This is a genomic window from Nostoc sp., from assembly GCF_036917535.1.
Lineage (GTDB): Bacteria > Cyanobacteriota > Cyanobacteriia > Cyanobacteriales > Nostocaceae > Nostoc.
Map to the genome: position 1 here is coordinate 134,720 of NZ_JBALDA010000014.1, position 17,322 is coordinate 152,041.

At 43.5% G+C, this 17,322-nt stretch carries 13 protein-coding genes; 6 read left to right on the forward strand and 7 right to left on the reverse strand.

Annotated elements, in window-relative coordinates; translation table 11 throughout:
- Positions 1–180 precede the first annotated feature (180 nt).
- Positions 181–795, forward strand: a complete 615-nt coding sequence (locus V7K56_RS04305) for a Uma2 family endonuclease (protein WP_334907923.1) — start codon at positions 181–183, stop codon at positions 793–795.
- A gap of 20 nt (positions 796–815) precedes the next feature.
- On the opposite strand, the gene V7K56_RS04310 is transcribed toward V7K56_RS04305, so the two are convergent.
- Positions 816–2,150, reverse strand: a complete 1,335-nt coding sequence (locus V7K56_RS04310; RefSeq protein WP_334907925.1) for a pentapeptide repeat-containing protein — start codon at positions 2,148–2,150, stop codon at positions 816–818.
- A 30-nt stretch (positions 2,151–2,180) separates the two neighbouring features.
- On the opposite strand from V7K56_RS04310, the gene V7K56_RS04315 reads away from it, so the two are divergent.
- Positions 2,181–3,692, forward strand: a complete 1,512-nt coding sequence (locus V7K56_RS04315) for an FAD-binding oxidoreductase (protein WP_334907927.1) — start codon at positions 2,181–2,183, stop codon at positions 3,690–3,692.
- Between the two features lie 299 nt (positions 3,693–3,991).
- On the opposite strand, the gene V7K56_RS04320 is transcribed toward V7K56_RS04315, so the two are convergent.
- Positions 3,992–5,362, reverse strand: a complete 1,371-nt coding sequence (locus tag V7K56_RS04320; protein WP_334907929.1) for a DUF3370 domain-containing protein — start codon at positions 5,360–5,362, stop codon at positions 3,992–3,994.
- A 424-nt stretch (positions 5,363–5,786) separates the two neighbouring features.
- Between V7K56_RS04320 and V7K56_RS04325 the strand changes: the two genes are divergently transcribed.
- Entirely contained in the window at positions 5,787–6,365 is a 579-nt protein-coding gene (locus tag V7K56_RS04325) for a hypothetical protein (protein WP_334907930.1), read from the forward strand.
- 145 nt (positions 6,366–6,510) lie between these two features.
- Here the strand turns inward: V7K56_RS04325 and chlP are convergent, their stop codons facing one another.
- The 3 genes from chlP to V7K56_RS04340 all read right to left on the reverse strand — a co-directional run bounded on the left by chlP (position 6,511) and on the right by V7K56_RS04340 (position 9,035).
- Positions 6,511–7,731 (reverse strand): geranylgeranyl reductase, encoded by a 1,221-nt coding sequence (chlP, locus tag V7K56_RS04330; RefSeq protein ID WP_334907932.1) that lies wholly within the window; start codon positions 7,729–7,731, stop codon positions 6,511–6,513.
- Positions 7,732–7,922: 191 nt separating this feature from the next.
- Entirely contained in the window at positions 7,923–8,564 is a 642-nt protein-coding gene (locus V7K56_RS04335; RefSeq protein ID WP_334907934.1) for a hypothetical protein, read from the reverse strand.
- 105 nt (positions 8,565–8,669) lie between these two features.
- A complete protein-coding gene (locus tag V7K56_RS04340) occupies positions 8,670–9,035 on the reverse strand; it encodes a hypothetical protein (RefSeq protein WP_334907935.1) in 366 nt (121 codons plus the stop codon).
- 213 nt (positions 9,036–9,248) lie between these two features.
- Between V7K56_RS04340 and V7K56_RS04345 the strand changes: the two genes are divergently transcribed.
- Positions 9,249–10,265: a sulfate/molybdate ABC transporter ATP-binding protein gene (locus V7K56_RS04345; RefSeq protein ID WP_334907937.1), complete on the forward strand. Its 1,017-nt coding sequence runs from the start codon at positions 9,249–9,251 to the stop codon at positions 10,263–10,265.
- A 146-nt stretch (positions 10,266–10,411) separates the two neighbouring features.
- Here the strand turns inward: V7K56_RS04345 and V7K56_RS04350 are convergent, their stop codons facing one another.
- Positions 10,412–13,228 (reverse strand): M16 family metallopeptidase, encoded by a 2,817-nt coding sequence (locus tag V7K56_RS04350; RefSeq protein WP_334907939.1) that lies wholly within the window; start codon positions 13,226–13,228, stop codon positions 10,412–10,414.
- A gap of 365 nt (positions 13,229–13,593) precedes the next feature.
- Between V7K56_RS04350 and V7K56_RS04355 the strand changes: the two genes are divergently transcribed.
- The gene (locus V7K56_RS04355; RefSeq protein ID WP_334907941.1) at positions 13,594–14,061 is read left to right on the forward strand and encodes a hypothetical protein; all 468 of its coding nucleotides are present in this window, start codon (positions 13,594–13,596) and stop codon (positions 14,059–14,061) included.
- 244 nt (positions 14,062–14,305) lie between these two features.
- Here V7K56_RS04355 and V7K56_RS04360 read toward each other — a convergent pair whose 3' ends face one another.
- Positions 14,306–14,782 carry a Uma2 family endonuclease gene (locus V7K56_RS04360; protein ID WP_334907943.1) on the reverse strand — a complete coding sequence of 159 codons (477 nt, stop codon included), beginning with the start codon at positions 14,780–14,782 and terminating at the stop codon, positions 14,306–14,308.
- A 156-nt stretch (positions 14,783–14,938) separates the two neighbouring features.
- Here V7K56_RS04360 and V7K56_RS04365 point away from each other — a divergent pair, with 156 nt between their 5' ends.
- A complete protein-coding gene (locus V7K56_RS04365) occupies positions 14,939–17,320 on the forward strand; it encodes a YlcI/YnfO family protein (protein WP_334907945.1) in 2,382 nt (793 codons plus the stop codon).
- Positions 17,321–17,322 lie beyond the last annotated feature (2 nt).

The following is a 17,322-nucleotide window of genomic DNA, read 5'->3' on the forward strand; positions in this document are numbered from 1 at the left end:
TGACCGCAGAACAAATATTTTTTGCAGGTCGCTATAGTTAAAGATTGAGAAATGCGTGGCGCTTTTTAGGGATAAATATTTACACTTATTAAAGGTAATAAAAAACAGAAGTGCGAATTTTGTAAACTAAAAATTAACATTTATTGCATGATAAAGTAAAACATATATGGAGGTAAGATTATGACCCAAACGTTGCCCAAATTACTCACCTTCAATGAATTTATCGAATGGTATCCCAACGATGGAAAACGCTATGAATTGCACAAAGGAGTAATTATTGAAATGCCGCCTCCAACTGGTTCGCATGAAAAAGTTGTAGGCTTTATAGCCCATAAGCTAACTGTCGAGTTTGATCGCCTGAATCTTCCCTACACTATACCCAAAACTGCATTAGTCAAAACTCCTTCTGCTGAATCCGCTTATTCGCCTGATGTGTTGCTGCTAAATCTTGATAATCTCGACAATGAACCGCTTTTTCAAAAACAGTCAACAGTGAGCCAAGCAGCATCGGTTCCAATAGTTATTGAAGTTGTTTCAACCAACTGGCGAGATGATTACTACAATAAATTTGGAGATTATGAAGAAATGGGCATTCCCGAATATTGGATTGCTGATTATGCTGCATTGGGTGCAAGAAAGTTCATTGGTAATCCCAAACAACCCACTATTTTTGTGTGCGAATTAGTTGATGGCGAATATCAAATGACAGCGTTTCAAGGCAACACAACGATTTCATCACCTACCTTTCCCCAATTAAATTTAACTGCACAACAGATTTTTAATGCGGGTAACTAATTTTTTATCTAGTCTTATAATTATCTTTTCAACTTATTAGGAATACCTTCACAACCACCAGGAATAGTACCTCTAGTTTTTTCGCCACCCCAAGCGCAACAGTAGTTACGTGCAGACTCAGACATCCGTTGCACATTCGTGAAATCGGCATTTTCCACCACAGCGCCAGTTTGTTCGCCGATTTCATAATCTGGTGGTTCAGTGCGACTGCGGGGTGAGGCTTTATCTACTACACCATAGAATAGGCGAATCCCGTTGATGTCAGCACCATTGAGATTAGCACCATATAAAATTGTGCGGGAGAGGTTGGCTTTTACTAAATCACAACCGCTTAGGTTGGCGCGGACAAGATTAGCTTCGCTGAGATCAGTCCAACGTAAATCAGTACCAGAAAGGTCAGCTGCAGCTAGCATTACGCCTAAATCGATGACGCGCACACCTTCGAGGCGGTCTTCTGCATATCCGCCAGTTCCATCAAGAATGGCTCGACCTAATAAGCGATCACGTTTTAGAGGTGACAGCAATTTGGAACGTGACAGAAACCGGAGAATTTTCGCTTTCCCACTACCATCGACACTACTTAAAATTGCCGCAGTGCGTCCTTCAGCGATCGCTCTCTCTTGGGGCCAATCTTCTAACAATCCTTCTTCATCTAATACCAAGTCGGAAACGCCTTGAAAATAGGAATCAATCGTCTGTTGCTGGGTGATAATATTTTGTTGAACTGTTAACAGGTTTTGCTGAATTGTCAAGTCTTTGGAAATGACATATTGTCGCCACGCCACGTAAACAGCGATGACGGCGATGAGAATTTGCCCCAAAGCGCCAAACCAGTCTGCTAGGGTTCCAGCAATATCCCAGTTAATCTGGTGTCCCCAAAGCAGTAAGCGATCGCCTACACCTGTGAACCTAATCAAGCCGATGATGGCTACTAGTAATCCCAAAAAGGCAACAAACAAGGTGCGTTCTTGGGGTGAAAACCACTCGTTTAAAACTTCTTGGAACCAAGGCAATAATATCGCTAGGGATAATAGCAAAGTCATCAGCGTTCCGATAATGCCGACGATCCAGTTATTGAGGATAATTCCAATGAAGGTGATGGCGATCGCGATTAGAGTAATCAGCAATGCCCTTGGCTTAACTATAAATTGCTTGGCAATGGGTTGCTTGAAGTCAGAACGAGCTTGTTGTAAAGCAATTGTATGTTGCGGAGATTGCAAAGACCCAATCGCTGCTAGTACTTCTGAGCTTAGGTTTTTCTCAGTTGCACTTCCGTCAAAGTCATCCGGTTGCAAGTCGTTTTCGGGGACTGGTTTTGGGGTTGGTAGATTAGAGGAATCGGATTCAATCGTCATGTTTTCTATTTTGCCCCCTCAATCCAGGTTATGCAGCGTTCCTACCGCAGTAAATTCTTAAAAAGCAGGCTGAAGATTATTCTGCTTGTCCTTTTGGCAACTACAACTATTGCCCTGACAGCCATTGCCAGACCTATTACTCACCTGACTTTAACAGCCTGGAGCGATCGCGATGACCGTCAACCTCTGCCTCCTGGCACAGTTGATGATGCCAGTCACTTGAACCAGACACAGGTGACAATTAAGCAAGTTAAGAGTCAGCCTGGAGTTACTGAGGTAATACTACAGTCTGTACTTAGAGATGCCTTGCGTCAAGGTAAAAAGGTAGCGATCGCGGGTTCACGCCACACTATGGGTGGTCACACTTTGTATGCTAACGGCATCTCCCTGGATATGCTCCACTTCAACCGGATGCAATTCAACCCGACAACTAAAATCCTGACGGTGCAATCAGGAGCTAAATGGTCTGAGATTATTCCTTACCTAAATGAACGTGGCTATTCTGTCGCCGTGATGCAATCCAACAACGATTTTTCTGTGGGTGGCACGATTAGTGCCAATGCTCATGGCTGGCAACATAATAGTCCCCCCTTTGCTAGCACAGTCGAACGTTTCCGGTTAATGCTGGCAAGTGGTAAAGTTGTGGAGTGTTCCAGAAAGGAAAATCCAGAGTTATTTTCTCTAGTTTTAGGCGGTTACGGCCTGTTCGGGATCATTCTTGACGTGGACTTGAGAGTAGTACCCAATGAGATGTATACAGCTGAACGGTTCGTAATTAAGAGCGATAACTATATTGATACCTATCGGCAACAGGTAGATGATGCAGCCACTATTGGTATGGCATACGGTAGACTTTCTGTCGCACCGGAAAGCTTTTTACAAGAAGCTATTCTTACCACCTACCACCGAGTTCCAGAAACAACTCACCCTATTGTCTCTTTAGAAAAACAAGCAGAGTCTGGATTACCTCGGACGGTTTTTCGTGGTAGCATCGGCAGTGACTATGGCAAAAGTTTGCGCTGGCAACTAGAAAAAATCGTTGGAGGAGAAGCTGGAAACCGGGTTTTGAGAAACCAGATTCTCAACCGTTCCTCCGTCTTATTTGAGAATCGTCACCAGGCAGAGACTGACATCCTGCATGAGTACTTTATTCCCCCTAAATCTCTGAAAGCATTTTTAGCGAAGTGTCGCACCATTATTCCCCAGAACGAAGGGGATTTGCTCAATGTCACGGTGCGAAATGTTCACCAGGATAACGACAGTTTTCTCAGATATGCCAATCAGGAAGTTTTTGGATTGGTGATGCTGTTTCATCAGCAACGCACTCCAGAGGGGGAGGCAAAAATGCAGGTAATGACCCAAAAACTGATTGAGGCAGCCCTAGCAGTCGGTGGTAAATACTATCTCCCCTATCGTCTTCATGCCACACCGGAACAATTTCATAGAGCTTATCCACAAGCTACTAAATTTTTCGCCCTCAAGCGCAAGTATGACCCAGACGGGATTTTCCAGAATTATTTTTACTTGAAATACGGTAGTTAAAGCCCACATTCCGCAGGTAAGTTAAAAGATTTTGGTATTTTCCATAACCCAGATATAGCAACGGACAGGGAGCTTAGGACAGCAATAAAATCACATAGTATCCTGTTGAAGGCGCGTTTCCCACGAACTGTCCTAACGGCTTTGGCGACTGCTATATAGCAATGCTTTCAGGTATTAAACCAATATTCTGGATTGTGCGATGCCTGCGGCGAGCTTCTCTACGAGAGTCCGCGTACTCTTACAGAGAAGCAAGCTACGCGCAGCGTCTCGTAGAGAGCGTCATTTTGAATTTTGAATTGTTAAGTTTGGTTTACAGTTTGAATTGTCAGCATTTGAGGGGGGGCAGCATCAGGTGGGTAGAGAAAATCCACTTCTACCATTCGCCGCTGGCCAGGAGATATTTTTAATTGAGCAAGCGGTTCTCCCATCTGTCCCTCTTGTTGAACTAAATGCCAGTATTGGGTTCTGGGTAAGCCATTATCGTCATTGTAGCGAATACGAACTGTGCCTCGGAATAAGACGGATGATTGAGGTGGTGAAGAAAAGCGAAGCCCTGGTTTACTTAACTCATCTTCTTTGATAGGTGTTTGGAAAAGCACATTTATAGTTTGCGGTTTATCCGTATTGTTGATTAATGGTAGAGAAATGTTGTATTCAATGCCATAGTTGCCGTGAGCTTCGTAAGCAGTACCAGGATAACGCGCTACTAGTTTAGCAGTTTGGTTTTGTCCAGTACCCATTTTGCCTGCTAAAAGGGTACTTAAACCGTAGGAAAAAGCTTGTCCTGATTCAGGAATTGTCAGGTATGAACTATTCGAGTCGGTAACTAGTGCTTGCCAACGAGAGCCAACAGCTACCCCTGCTACCCGTCCGTAAATTTCTGTTGCCCCTGCAAGGTGATTTGGAGGACTGGGGGCAGGTTCACGGGGTCCTGCAAAATCACCATTTTCTAACAAGTTCTCCCATTCTTCTAAAGTGGGTGCTCGTTCACTACCATCGGGATTGGGTTTGGCAAACATGGCTAGGTTCGCCAGATAAACTGGACTATCACTATACAAATGCAACAATGTAGAACGTCCATTCAATGGCGGTGTTAAAGAACGCACTGGAATGGGATGATTCATTAACATCCGGCTTTGTTTTGGTGGAATTACCAACTGCGCTGGCCATCCTGATTGCCGTCTGGCTCGCAGCAGATCATTCATCACGCGATCGCCTGGCCCAGCATAAATGTTTCCCGAATTATTTTCTTGCATGGGAGGAAGTTTGATAAAAGGTGCATCAGGTTGACTAACATAACTAGCTGCTTGCAATATATTGACAGTTGCAGAGCGATCGCTCGGATTGTAAACAATCACCCCCAAATAAAGAGTCCGCAAATCATTTGGAGTCTCAATCGCTCTAGCAATATGGTGAGAAAATAAATCAAACCGTCCCTGAAATGGAAAGTTCAGGTGGGCGCTGGGCACTTTTTTGCCTTGAGGAGGAAATGTAGATAGCAGAATTCCTTCACTCTTAACTACTTCTGGGTTATTACTGTTAAATACCGGTACTGCATCAAGATGTCCTGTTAAAGGTCTTGTTTGTTGGGGAATGAAGATTTCCTGTGGTGTAGGTGGAGGAGAAGGCGATGCTTGAGCTAAAAACAAATAGGAAATAAAATTAAGCATTTATTCAAAAAGCAATTTATCGCTGAAGTTAAGAATACAGCATACCTAAATTGTCCTGATAGCGCTCGCCAGACCTGTGGCTCACCTGACTTGAACAGCCGGGAGCGATCGCGATGATCGTCAACCTCTGCTTCCCGGCACAGTTGATGATGCCAGTCACTTGAACCAGACACAGGTGACAATTAAGCAGGTTAAGAGTCAGTCTGGAGTTGCTGAGGTGATACTACAGTCTGTACTTAGAGATGCCTTACGTCAAGGTAAGAAGGTAGTGATCGCGGGTTCAAACTGCTGAAATACTTGTATCATAAAAACTTCGGCAGTTTTTGACCCCTATTAACTTATTCTTTCTGAGAAATCTTGGTTAATGCGTACTTAAAAATTTAGTACAATCAAACACAATATATGCCAATATATTGAGAGCTTTATGATTAATAACATTTTCAAACGATTTGCAGTCAGTACAGCTTGTGCTGTACTGAGTTTAGGTGTCATGAAAGCAGACCCAACTTTAGCTGCAACATTTTCAATTTCAGCACGGGAAATAGCACTGGATGGTAATTTAACTTTTGTACGTAACTATTTCGGTGCGTTTAGTGGGGAAGATTCTAACAATGATTTTATCTTGACACTAAATGAGCTGAGCAATTTTACTTTTGAATCAGAACCTTTCGACGATGGAAGAAAAGTTGCCTATAAACTCGCTGATCTTGAAAGTTTTACTTATAACTTAAGTAGTAATGAATTAGATTTATCTGCAAACAAGTTCTTTGATTTTTCTTGTGGAGTTGGTTCTGATGTGAGACTGTATTACAGTTCAAATAGTGGAAGAGGAGGATTCGCAGCTGGTTGTGAAAGTGGTACATTTTTAACTTCATTGCAAGTTGTCAAAATTCCTTCCGAACATTCAGCATCGATTCCCGAGGCTGGGACAACTACTGCATTAATTCTCTGGGGTGTGGGCGGACTTTTAAAAAAAAGGGTATATCTGACGAAGACACTGTAGTTAGATTGCTCAATTCTGTCCGACGAAGTATTGATATATGTTGTGGAGTGGGCGTCTCGCCCGCCCTGATTAATAAGCGTGCAGGATGCCCACCCCACAAAATTGGATAATTTATTTGTTGGAAGTCTCAATATTCCGCACGCAATTAAGGTGCAAGGGCATTACCCCGAATTAGACTACCAATGGTTTTGGCAGTAATTTTTAGTTGGGTGATGGGATTAGCTGGGACAACCGTCTTATATAAATAGCTATCGAATGTTAGCCGTTGTACATCGAGGTCATCACACATTTCCACAAAAGCTTCGCGGGTAGCGTCGGAACGATAGAATACGGTTTGCAGAATGTCCAGCACCTTGTAAGTGAGTCCATATCTTTTATCCCAACGCTTCAGGTAAACTTTAAGGTCGCCTTCTGTAGGAATACGGCTACCACTGTTAGATGCTTCCACAATGGTTTCAGCACACATCCGCCCAGATTTAGCGGCGAAATAAATACCTTCACCAGAGGACTTAGTAACGTAACCAGCTGCATCTCCCACCAAAGCGATGCGACCGACAACACGACGGGGACGGGGATGTTCGGGAATCGGGTGGGCTTCTACTTTGATGATCTTACCGCCTGCCAACTTCTCCCAAGCACGGGCGCGGATACCAGCTTGTAACTGTTTGATGCTGGCTTTATTGATTTGCATCGTACCAGTACCAACCGCTACGTGGTCATATTTGGGGAAAACCCAAGCGTAGAAATCGGTAGAAACGTCATCACCGACATACATTTCGGCGAGGTCGTTATAATAGGCCATTTTGTCTTCGGGTAAGCGAATTCGCTCTTGGAAAGCGATCGCATAATTGTAATCCCCAGCGTCCATTTCTTTAGCAACGCGGGAATTAGCCCCATCTGCCCCAATAATTAAATCCACTTTCAGAGTTTTGGCAATACCCTGTGATATACCATCTGTGTGGTCAATGTAATGAATGGTATAAGGATCAGTATTGTTTCCTGGTATATCGAGTTTATGAACAGTGGCATTAATTAAATTTGCGCCGACTTTTGCCGCGCGATCGCGCAAATAGCCATCCAGCACTTCCCGGCGGCACATTCCTATATATTCATCTTCATTTACCAGATTGATATCAACCTCACGATTGGAAGGCGAAATCATTTTCATCTTCCGTACCCGGCGATCAATAATCTCTGGTGGTAAGTCAAATTCACTCACCATACATAGAGGAATTGCACCCCCACAAGGCTTTGCATTGTCTAGCTTGCGCTCAAACAGGTAGGTTTCAATCCCAGAGGCTGCCAGTGTTTCTGCGGCAGATGAACCAGCAGGGCCTGACCCAATAACAGCAACCCGTAGTGTCAAAGGTCTTTCTCCCAATCTTCACATTTACCGAGAGCATACTACCACGGTCTTTCTAATGATTTGGCGCTTTACCTTCAGGTTTCTGCACAAATGCAATATTCCTTAATGTTTCGATACAAAAGCGAGATTGGGAATCAGGAATTTGGTTAATGGATAATTTTTGTAAACCGACTCAAATACCACCCAAAATATTAATCGTTGTAAGGTTGTGGATCGAGAATCTCTATATCACCAGGTGATATTTCCCTTAGTCCACCAGTTGGAAATAAGTCTTCTGGATTGAGAATTTTAACAATTATTTTAGAACCATGACTACCCAATTGATATCCACCAAAAACTGCATATTCACCTGTACTCTTGATTCTTAAAATTAACTTGTAAACTTGCCCTGAAGTTTTAACAGCTTTGTACTCTCCACCTAACATCTGTTTCTCCTTATGCAAAAGCTCTTTTAGCAATCTTGTAGCCCGATCATTACCTTTTGGTAAAAATTTGGGCAACCAATATGAAGCTTTACGTACTTCCTGAGGATGTTCTGATAATTTGTCAGATAGGATGCCTATAACACGTCGGAAGCCAAGACGCGGGAGTAAATACTTTAGCCAAAGTTCTATTTCACTAGCATTTGCTTCTGCTACTCCTCGCTCAAGCAGAATCTCAAAATATCTTTTATTCTTCAGTATGGAATTCGCTAACTTTAAACCGATGACAGAATCTCGATCTAAGATAGCGTTGATCTCACCGAACTGAGCTTCCTCTGATAAACTCATCAACCTCTTTTGTAAAGCTTTATGATCTTCAAAATCTTTATCAGTAATAAATCGGCTAATCATATTCTTTATACCTATTAATATATGATAATCTTTATGCTCGATTTAATTACACTCCAATGTTACCAAATGCCATCTTCTATCTATCATGAGAGAGGCTGTTTTGTCTTAATCATTACCAGAGATTAAATTGAGATTAATTAGACTTTTGAATTGACCTGGCTCAAAAAGTTCTTGAGGTAGTAAATCTGCGTTACTCATGGATTCAGCGTCAGGTCGATAATGTCCAGATTCATTAGTCCACTTGCGGAGGATGCCTCTATTAGTGCGTCCTGAAAAGTAAAGCCGACCAACATATTTTACATCTGCTAAATCTATATGACCAATTGCTCTATCTGCAACCCTAGCACTGGCTCTACGAATAAACACTATTCCTTCTAGAGTAACAATAAAATTATAGACTCCTGATGCAGTGCGTTCTTCGTTTTTGTATCTAACCTCTTGCCATTTTCTTTGCTTAAGAACAAGCCGCATGTTTGGATGATTCTTGGCGAGTCTTCGGGAAACAAGTTAGAGAATATCTTCAACCCCAAGGTTCCTCACACTTTGCTTGTCATTGTAACTTCCTCAATTGCGGCAGTTGCGGTAGCTAAATCTTATTCATGCATAAATAATGATATATGGTATATGTAAGACACAGTAATCCTACCAAGGATCTGTAGATTTAGTTGCAGAGGTATAGTAGCAGTGGGTATAGTAGTTGAGAACGTCTCCAAACAATTCGGGAGTTTCAAGGCAGTTGATCAGGTCAGCCTGGAAATTAAGAGTGGTTCGCTAGTTGCATTACTTGGGCCATCGGGATCTGGTAAATCTACGCTACTACGGTTAATTTCAGGTTTAGAAATGCCAGATAGCGGCAAAATCCTGCTTACTGGTAAGGACGCTACATACCAAAGCGTGCAACAGCGCAATATTGGCTTTGTGTTTCAGCACTATGCCCTATTTAAGCATCTGACTGTCAGGCAAAATATTGCCTTTGGCTTAGAAATTCGTAAGGCACAGCCAAAGAGAATTAAGGGGCGGGTAGAACAGTTACTGGAATTGGTGCAATTGAGTGGACTAGGTGATCGCTATCCATCACAACTTTCTGGTGGTCAAAGACAACGGGTAGCTTTAGCCAGGGCACTGGCAGTGGAACCGGAAGTTTTATTGCTAGATGAACCCTTTGGCGCACTTGATGCGAAAGTCCGCAAAGATTTACGGGCATGGTTACGCCGCCTCCATGATGAGGTTCATGTTACTACAGTTTTCGTCACCCACGACCAAGAGGAAGCAATGGAAGTCTCCGATGAAGTTGTGGTGATGAATAAAGGACGGGTGGAACAGGTGGGGACACCAGCAGAAATTTACGATAATCCCGCCACTGCATTTGTGATGAGTTTCATCGGCCCGGTGAATGTGTTACCCAGCACCTCGAAAATTTTTCAAAGCAGCGGGTTTGATGCGCCACACCCACAAGTCTTTTTGCGTCCGCAAGATGTGATTTTAGAAAAGGCTGCTAACGGTACCACTACACCTGCAACAGTAAGCCGATTGATACATTTGGGTTGGGAAATTCAGGTGGAATTAACTTTCGATGATGGACAAGTATTGACAGCGCATTTAACACGCGATCGCTTTAATGACTTAGAGTTAGAACCTCTACAGCGAGTGTATGTGAAGCCAAAGGATGCAAAGTCCTTCCCAGTGTCTTATTCAATTTGAAGGAGGCAGGAGGTAGAAAGTAGGAGGTGATATTAGCCATCCTAAATATTTCGTGAACAATGAAATCCCCGACTTCTTAAAGAAGTCGGGGATCTTGTTATTGGGATTTTTACCAATCAGATAGGATTGTTATGTATCTGAAATAATTAGCTACCCTTGGTTACACTATCTCCAGGCCCGGCGGTGACAATCACCAGATTTTCTGGCTTAATTAAATCTTCAATTGCCTGTTGCATATTAGCCATAGTAACTGCTTGAATTCGCCGAGGAAACTCTCGGATTTCTGACCGTGAAAGCCCTAAAACAGCATTATCCAAAATGATATCTGATACATTACTCGGATTAGCTAAATCCACAGGGTAGCTATTGGTAATTGAGCGTTTTGCTGCGTTGAATTCAGCTTCAGTAACTCCTTGCTCGCGTAACTGTTTTAGTAAAGCGAGAGTACTGGCGATCGCTTTTTGAGCATCTCCAGGAGCAGTTTGCATTTGAATCAAGAACGGCCCCGGATTTATTCCGGCGGCAAAACCACTATATATACCATAAGTTAGACCTTGGCGATCGCGCACTTCCGTACCGAGGCGGCTGGCTAAGGTATCACCACCCAAAATTTGATTTAGCACTAGTGCCGCATAATAACGCGGATCTTTCCGAGAGATGCCACTGTAGCCGATGTATGTCACAGCCTCAGCTTTACCGGGAATTACTTTGCTTAGTTGTGTCAAAGTTTGCGGAAATGGTACGGTTTGGATTTTGAGAACAGGTGGCTTACCTGTGGCTTGCCATTTACCAAACACCTCATTTAGCAAAGCTTTTACCTTAACTCGATCGAAGTCTCCCACTAAAGCGATCGTTGTGGTATCCGGTCGATAGTGTGTCTGGTAGAAACCAAGCAAATCATTACGAGTAATAGTCTTTAAACTCTCGGCTGTGGGAAAGCTGTGGAATGGATGATTTTCAGGATAAATTGCCTGTTGAAATACTTGTCTTCCCAAACCTCTAGGGTCATCTAGCTGGACTTTCAAACTTGTCAGCGCCCTTTGGCGACTCAGTTCTAACTGATCGGCTGGAAAAGTGGCGTTTTCTAACACATCTGCTAGAGTTTGAATCAATATTGGCAGATTTGCTGAAAGTCCCTCACCACTAACGTTAGTTCCCTCGCGGCTAGCACTGAAACTCAAACCGGCTCCCAGGTCTTCTAAGGTTTTTGCTAGGGTCAGAGCATTTTTAGTCTGCGTCCCATTCATTAAGTTATTTGCAGTTAGATTCGCTAATCCAGCTTTTTGATTGCCGTCAAATTCACTACCAGCGTCAATTTGTCCGCTCAGGTTAATGGTGGGAAGGTTGCGATCGCTCAACAGCAGAACCTTCAAACCATTCTTTAAGGTAAACTGTTCTGGTAGTGATTGTTTATTAGAATCTGTCTCTGATGTAGCAGGTGGCAAATATTTTGCTAGTTCTGCTGGATCTACAGGCTTACCAGGGCTGAAATTTTCCACCGTGCGTCCAGAGCCAGCGTTAGAACTCCCTGGTTTACCATCTGGTTGAGTCGGCTCAAAGAAGCCGATAGTTTGTTGAGCCGGATTGAGGTAAGTTTTCGCTGCTTTCTGCACTTGAGCAGAGGTGACTTTAGCGATCGCAGTTAGATACCTTTCAATAAAATGATAATCTCCTGCGATCGTTTGGTTATATCCCAGTTGATTGGCCTGACTAGTGATATCTTGGTTTCCCAAAATATACGAGGCTTGCAGTTGCGTCTTCGCTCGGTTCAACTCTTCTGAGGTGACAGGCTGCTGTTGCAATTTTGCGAAAGATTCCTGGAGTACCTGGGCAATTTTACCCAACTCTTGACCAGGAGCCGCTGTAGCATTAATTTCATACCAACCTGGTTCGATGAGTTCAGCAGCACTGCCACTCACTGAACTCGCCAGTCCAGATTCCACCAAAGCCTGATAAAGCCGAGAGCTACGTCCACCTGTAAGAATAGCATCCATCAAATCAATTGCCGGAACATCAGGATGTTTGATATCTGGCAGAGGATACACCGCTTGCAGCAGTGCTGCACTTCCAGATTGCTTCAGGACAATGGTTGCTTTTTTAGCAACAGGGGTAGACGGGGAAGCGTCAGCGATAGAATTAGATGCCGAGGAATTATCAATTGCTCTGCTGGCATTTTGGAGTGGCGTATTCTTTTTTGCTCGTTGCGATAACTTACCAAAAGTTTCTTGGACAACTTTGAGTGCAGGTTTTGTGGCAAAATCTCCGGTAATCACCAACGTGGCATTTTCTGGGCTGTAATAGGTTTGGTAATAATTCCGTACCTGCTCCACCGTGAATTTCTCTACATCGGCTTTTGTGCCTCCCACCGATAAACCATAGGCTCGATTGGGGAAAGCAGCTCGCATCACTGCCTTACTCAAGCGATAACCTGGTGAATTTTCGTACCCTTGTAACTCGGAGATTACTACCCGCTTTTCACTGGTGAGTTGTTCAGGCCCAACTAAGGAGTTTTCCATGCGATCGGCTTCCAGTGTCAGCAGTGCTTCTAATTTGTCTCGCTGTACTGTGCCAAAGTAAGCTGTTTCGTCATAACTAGTAAAAGCATTGAACTGGCTACCCAAAGCACTAAACAACCGTCCAAACTGTACTGGACGCTCATTTGTGCCTTTGAACATCAAATGTTCTAGCTGGTGAGAAATGCCATTTTCTCCCTTCACCTCGTTGCGCGAACCAACTTTATACCAAACTTGCACACTCACCACTGGAGCGGTATGAACTTCTTTGGTTAGAACTGTTAAGCCGTTGTCTAATACCGTTTTTTGCACTCCTTGAGTGAGTGAGAGAGCAGAGACAGGTGTGACTGCTGTTGGTGTTGCAGCATTAGTGAAATTGCCTGACAAAGGCACGATAGTTAAAAGAAGGCTGAGGAAAAATCCTAGAAGCATGTACGATCGCCGTTTCATAAGCAATATAAAATTTCCAATTTTAAAATAAAACCCCAAAGGGTATTTCAAAATCTAAATCTAACTCAAGTTGCTAGTACAGTGTGGCGGAATGTTTGCCTACCTTTAACAAGTCGCTCAAGCAATTTGTTTGGTTAATTGAGATGGTAGCTGGATTTACGCCATTAAATCTACTGAGAGTAATCAGGTTTGCAGATAAAATTTTTACGTTATATTAGAAATTATTGCAAGTATATTAACAACCTTTACAATGTGTTCCATTTGACACGATTTTCAGAATATTCTTTTTTAAAATTGATTTGATACCTGTTGTCATCCCAATTAGAGCAGGTATCTTTGTCAAATTAGCAACAACTTTTTGAGATATGCAAACAACAAATTTAATTGGATCGTTTACATTAGGTATGCTGTTAACAGCAATACCTGTATTATCAGCTCAAGCCTCACAAGCAGTACCAAACTTATACCAGTTTCAAGGTAAGAATGTCAGCATTACTTACTCAACGACAAGCTTTATTGGCAAGCCTCTTTTTACCTATAAAGATAAGCAACAGACATTAAACTTTCAAGGTACTGAGCAGATCCGTAGTGTAGAAACAGAAATTGGTACACTAGTAACTGTAACTATCCGTAAGACAGTAGATAGTGGCAATACCGTATTTACTTTGATCTTACCCCGGATAAACCTTGGGAAAAGCAACTCAGCGCCAGTTCAAACTAAGGGAATCACAACAACAAACCTCTTTTCTGTAATTCCTAAATTCAACCAGGGGCAAAGACAAACCTATACGACAATCGATTTGACTGGTACAGCCCAAGCTGTGGCGTTTTAACTATATAAGAAGGATAAAGATATTAAACTTTTGCTTAGATGGAGTAAAACATTAAGGGTGAAAGTAAATAATTGTTTACCTTCACCCTTTGCCAAGATTAATATCGTGTCATTTATGAAATAGATAATATAAATCAAGTAACGATTATTTTAATTCAGCATCGAAGTAGAGTTTCTGAATAATTTTAGGATATCTATTAAAAATAGGTAATTGAGGCGATCGCTCTCTACCATCTTATCTGCAATTATCGTTTAATTTGCTTAGGAAACTTAGGAACTAACAAAGATTGTCCTAATTCCCCTTGTTCATTGTAGAATTTAATTTGACCTTGTTCATTACATAACCATACTTCAAGAGCTTGAGCTTCTAAATATAAATTTCTTTTAAATTCCATTTCTTCTAAAGTATTACCAGTTGATTTCACTTCTATACAAATTTCTGGTGCAATAGACGCTGATACTTCATCTTCAATTTGAGAAAATCGTTCTTCTGAACACCAGACAACATCAGCAACTTTCACACCGTCTAATGTGTTGATAGCACATTCTGGCATTACTTCTCCTGTATTTAATAAAGATTCCAATAAACGTTGGATTCTTCCTTGATAAAAAGAATGTTTAATTTTGACTGGACTCATGACGATTTGACCCCATTTATTTAATTCAATTTTGAAGGGTAAATCTTGTAATTGTTTGTGTTCGCAAACTTCTTCCCATCTCATAGTTAATATCTGCCTAGAGTAATTGATTGAATTTTAACTCATCTATATTAAGACTCACCCTTTAATTGCGGATAAAAGAGTGGAACCCAACTCAGTCGTACTATTCTATGGGCAGAATACAATAAATAATATCAATATCTGGTTACACTCATTGCTATGGAACACGAAGCCTTAACAATCTGTTTTCCGCCTGACTTGCTTGCAAAAGCCAGGAAACTTAAGGAAGGCAGCGAATCATTTAATGATTTAATAGTTGAGGCTTTAGAACGGGAGATGCGACACCGCTGGAGATGGGCTGCTGATCACAAGGCAAGGGCTGAAAACCTCTTTGTTGGTGGTGGCGAGATCGGTACATTGTTGAGATCGCACGATTGGTCGCAAACGCCGCTAGGGGCCGTCGAAACCTGGTCGGACAGCCTAAAAACGGCTGTGCAAATCCTGTTGAGTGAACTAGATCAAGTCCAGCAGCCAGAATCCGATCTGCTGTCGGTAGATACATCAACAGATACCTTGCCTCAAGCTGCCCAAGCCGATGCGTTTCGAGTCAAGCTCACCAATGCGCTACGCCCGCTGACTGATGCTAATGAGATTCAGGCGATCGCTGCCCGCATTTTGGGCGAATCTCTAGGCGCAAACCGCGTTATTTATATTGAAGTGTTACCGGGCGGCAAGGAGATCATCGTTCACAAGAACTACACAAATGGTGTTGCCGAACTGAGCGGACTGTACCATCTGGAAGACTTCGGACGCAACCTGACAGATGACCATCGAGCGGGGCGAACGGCGATCGTTCCTGATGTGGCAAACTACCCTAAATACACTGCTAGCGAAAAGGCAAGGTATCAAACAATTGATATTGCCGCGCATATTGATGTGCCGCTGAACAAGAACGATCAATTTGTCGCTCTGCTGGCGGTGCATCAGGCAAACCCTCGTCAGTGGACGGAAGATGAGGTGAAACAAGTTGAGGAAACAGCAGAGCAGACGTGGGCAGCGGTCGAGCGTGCCCGTGCTGAAGTAGCATTACGCCAGAGCCGTACCGAACTCGAAGGGCAACTGCGAAAGTTCAACGCGATCGTTGCGGCAATTCCCGATTTTATTTATACCTTTGATTTGGCAGGACGGTTCACGTATGTCAACCCGGCGTTCCTCAATCTTTGGCAGAAAACTTTGGATGAAGCTTTGGGAAAGAACTTTTTTGAGCTAGATTATCCAACCGATTTAGCGACCCGACTTCAGCAACAGATTCAACAGGCGATCGCCACGCGCCAGCCGCTCAAGGATGAAACGCTCTACACTAGCGCAATCGGCACGCGCACCTATGAATACATTTTCGTGCCACTTTTGGGCATAAACGGTGTAGTAGATGCAGTGGCAGGCGTGACACGAGACATCACCAATCGCAGACTGGCAGAACAAGCCTTGCGCCAAAGCGAGGAGCAGACTCGGAATATTCTGGAGAGTTTTACAGACGCATTCTTTGCTTTGGATGAAAACTGGCAGTTTACTTATATGAATCCATCTGCCGAAACAGTACTTGATCGCACTCCAGGCGATTTAGTTGGCAAAAATTTGTGGTCAGAATATCCAGGACTGATTGGCAATGAATTAGCCCAGGTTTACTGGAGCGCCATGCGCGATCGTGTGGCTGCGTCAATGACCGTGTTTTACCCGGATCACGATCATTGGTACGAAGTTCGCACCTACCCCGCCCCAAACGGCATCACCGTTTATTTCAGGAATGTTACCGAGCAAATTCAAACTGCCGCAACCCTGCGTCAATCCGAAGAACGCTACCGGACACTGTTTGAATCAATCGACGAAGGCTTCTGCATTATTGAAGTGCTACTTGACGAAAATGATACGCCGCTCGACTACCGCTTCTTAGAGATCAATCCCACCTTTGAGCAACAAACTGGACTTCGACAAGCAGTCGGGAAAACAGCGCGTCAGTTAGTTCCAGATTTAGAAGACCATTGGATTCAGATTTACGGTCAAGTTGCTCTAACGGGTGAACCTGCTCGCTTTGAAAATGGCTCTGTTGCAATGAACCGATGGTTCGATGTCTATGCCTGTCGCATGGGTGAAGCCCAAGCACGAAAAGTTGCCATTGTCTTCAAAGATATTAGCGATCGCAAACTAAGAGAAGAAATTTCGCGGCAAACCGCCGAATTTAATGCTTTCCGCCTCTCTTTGACCGACGCACTCCGCCCACTTGCCGACCCAGTAGAGATTCAGGCTACGGCCAGCCGTGTGCTTGGCGAATATCTCGGCGCGAACCGTGTATTGTACTTCGAGGTTCGCGGCGCTGATTACGTCGTTGAGCGTGATTATGTTAACAAAGCCGCAGCACTCGCTGGCAACTACCCGATTGATTCGTTCGGCCCCAAGCTGCTCGCGGCCTACCGCACTGGTCGCGCCGTGTCCGTCTCCGATGTGGAAGCCGATCCCAACCTCTCCCCGGAACAGCGAGCAGCGCCGCGATTGAGATCGGTGCTTACATCGGCATACCCTTGGTCAAGAGGGGCGAATTTGTAGCG

Excerpts from the sequence above, each read along its gene's own strand:
- V7K56_RS04320 (WP_334907929.1), bottom strand. The coding sequence starts at position 5,362 with ATGCTTAATTTTATTTCCTATTTGTTTTTAGCTCAAGCATCGCCTTCT.
- V7K56_RS04350 (WP_334907939.1), bottom strand. The coding sequence starts at position 13,228 with ATGAAACGGCGATCGTACATGCTTCTAGGATTTTTCCTCAGCCTTCTT.
- V7K56_RS04305 (WP_334907923.1), top strand. The coding sequence starts at position 181 with ATGACCCAAACGTTGCCCAAATTACTCACCTTCAATGAATTTATCGAA.
- V7K56_RS04325 (WP_334907930.1), top strand. The coding sequence starts at position 5,787 with ATGATTAATAACATTTTCAAACGATTTGCAGTCAGTACAGCTTGTGCT.
- V7K56_RS04340 (WP_334907935.1), bottom strand. The coding sequence starts at position 9,035 with ATGCGGCTTGTTCTTAAGCAAAGAAAATGGCAAGAGGTTAGATACAAA.
- V7K56_RS04315 (WP_334907927.1), top strand. The coding sequence starts at position 2,181 with ATGCAGCGTTCCTACCGCAGTAAATTCTTAAAAAGCAGGCTGAAGATT.
- V7K56_RS04310 (WP_334907925.1), bottom strand. The coding sequence starts at position 2,150 with ATGACGATTGAATCCGATTCCTCTAATCTACCAACCCCAAAACCAGTC.
- V7K56_RS04365 (WP_334907945.1), top strand. The coding sequence starts at position 14,939 with ATGGAACACGAAGCCTTAACAATCTGTTTTCCGCCTGACTTGCTTGCA.
- V7K56_RS04360 (WP_334907943.1), bottom strand. The coding sequence starts at position 14,782 with ATGAGATGGGAAGAAGTTTGCGAACACAAACAATTACAAGATTTACCC.
- V7K56_RS04335 (WP_334907934.1), bottom strand. The coding sequence starts at position 8,564 with ATGATTAGCCGATTTATTACTGATAAAGATTTTGAAGATCATAAAGCT.
- V7K56_RS04355 (WP_334907941.1), top strand. The coding sequence starts at position 13,594 with ATGCAAACAACAAATTTAATTGGATCGTTTACATTAGGTATGCTGTTA.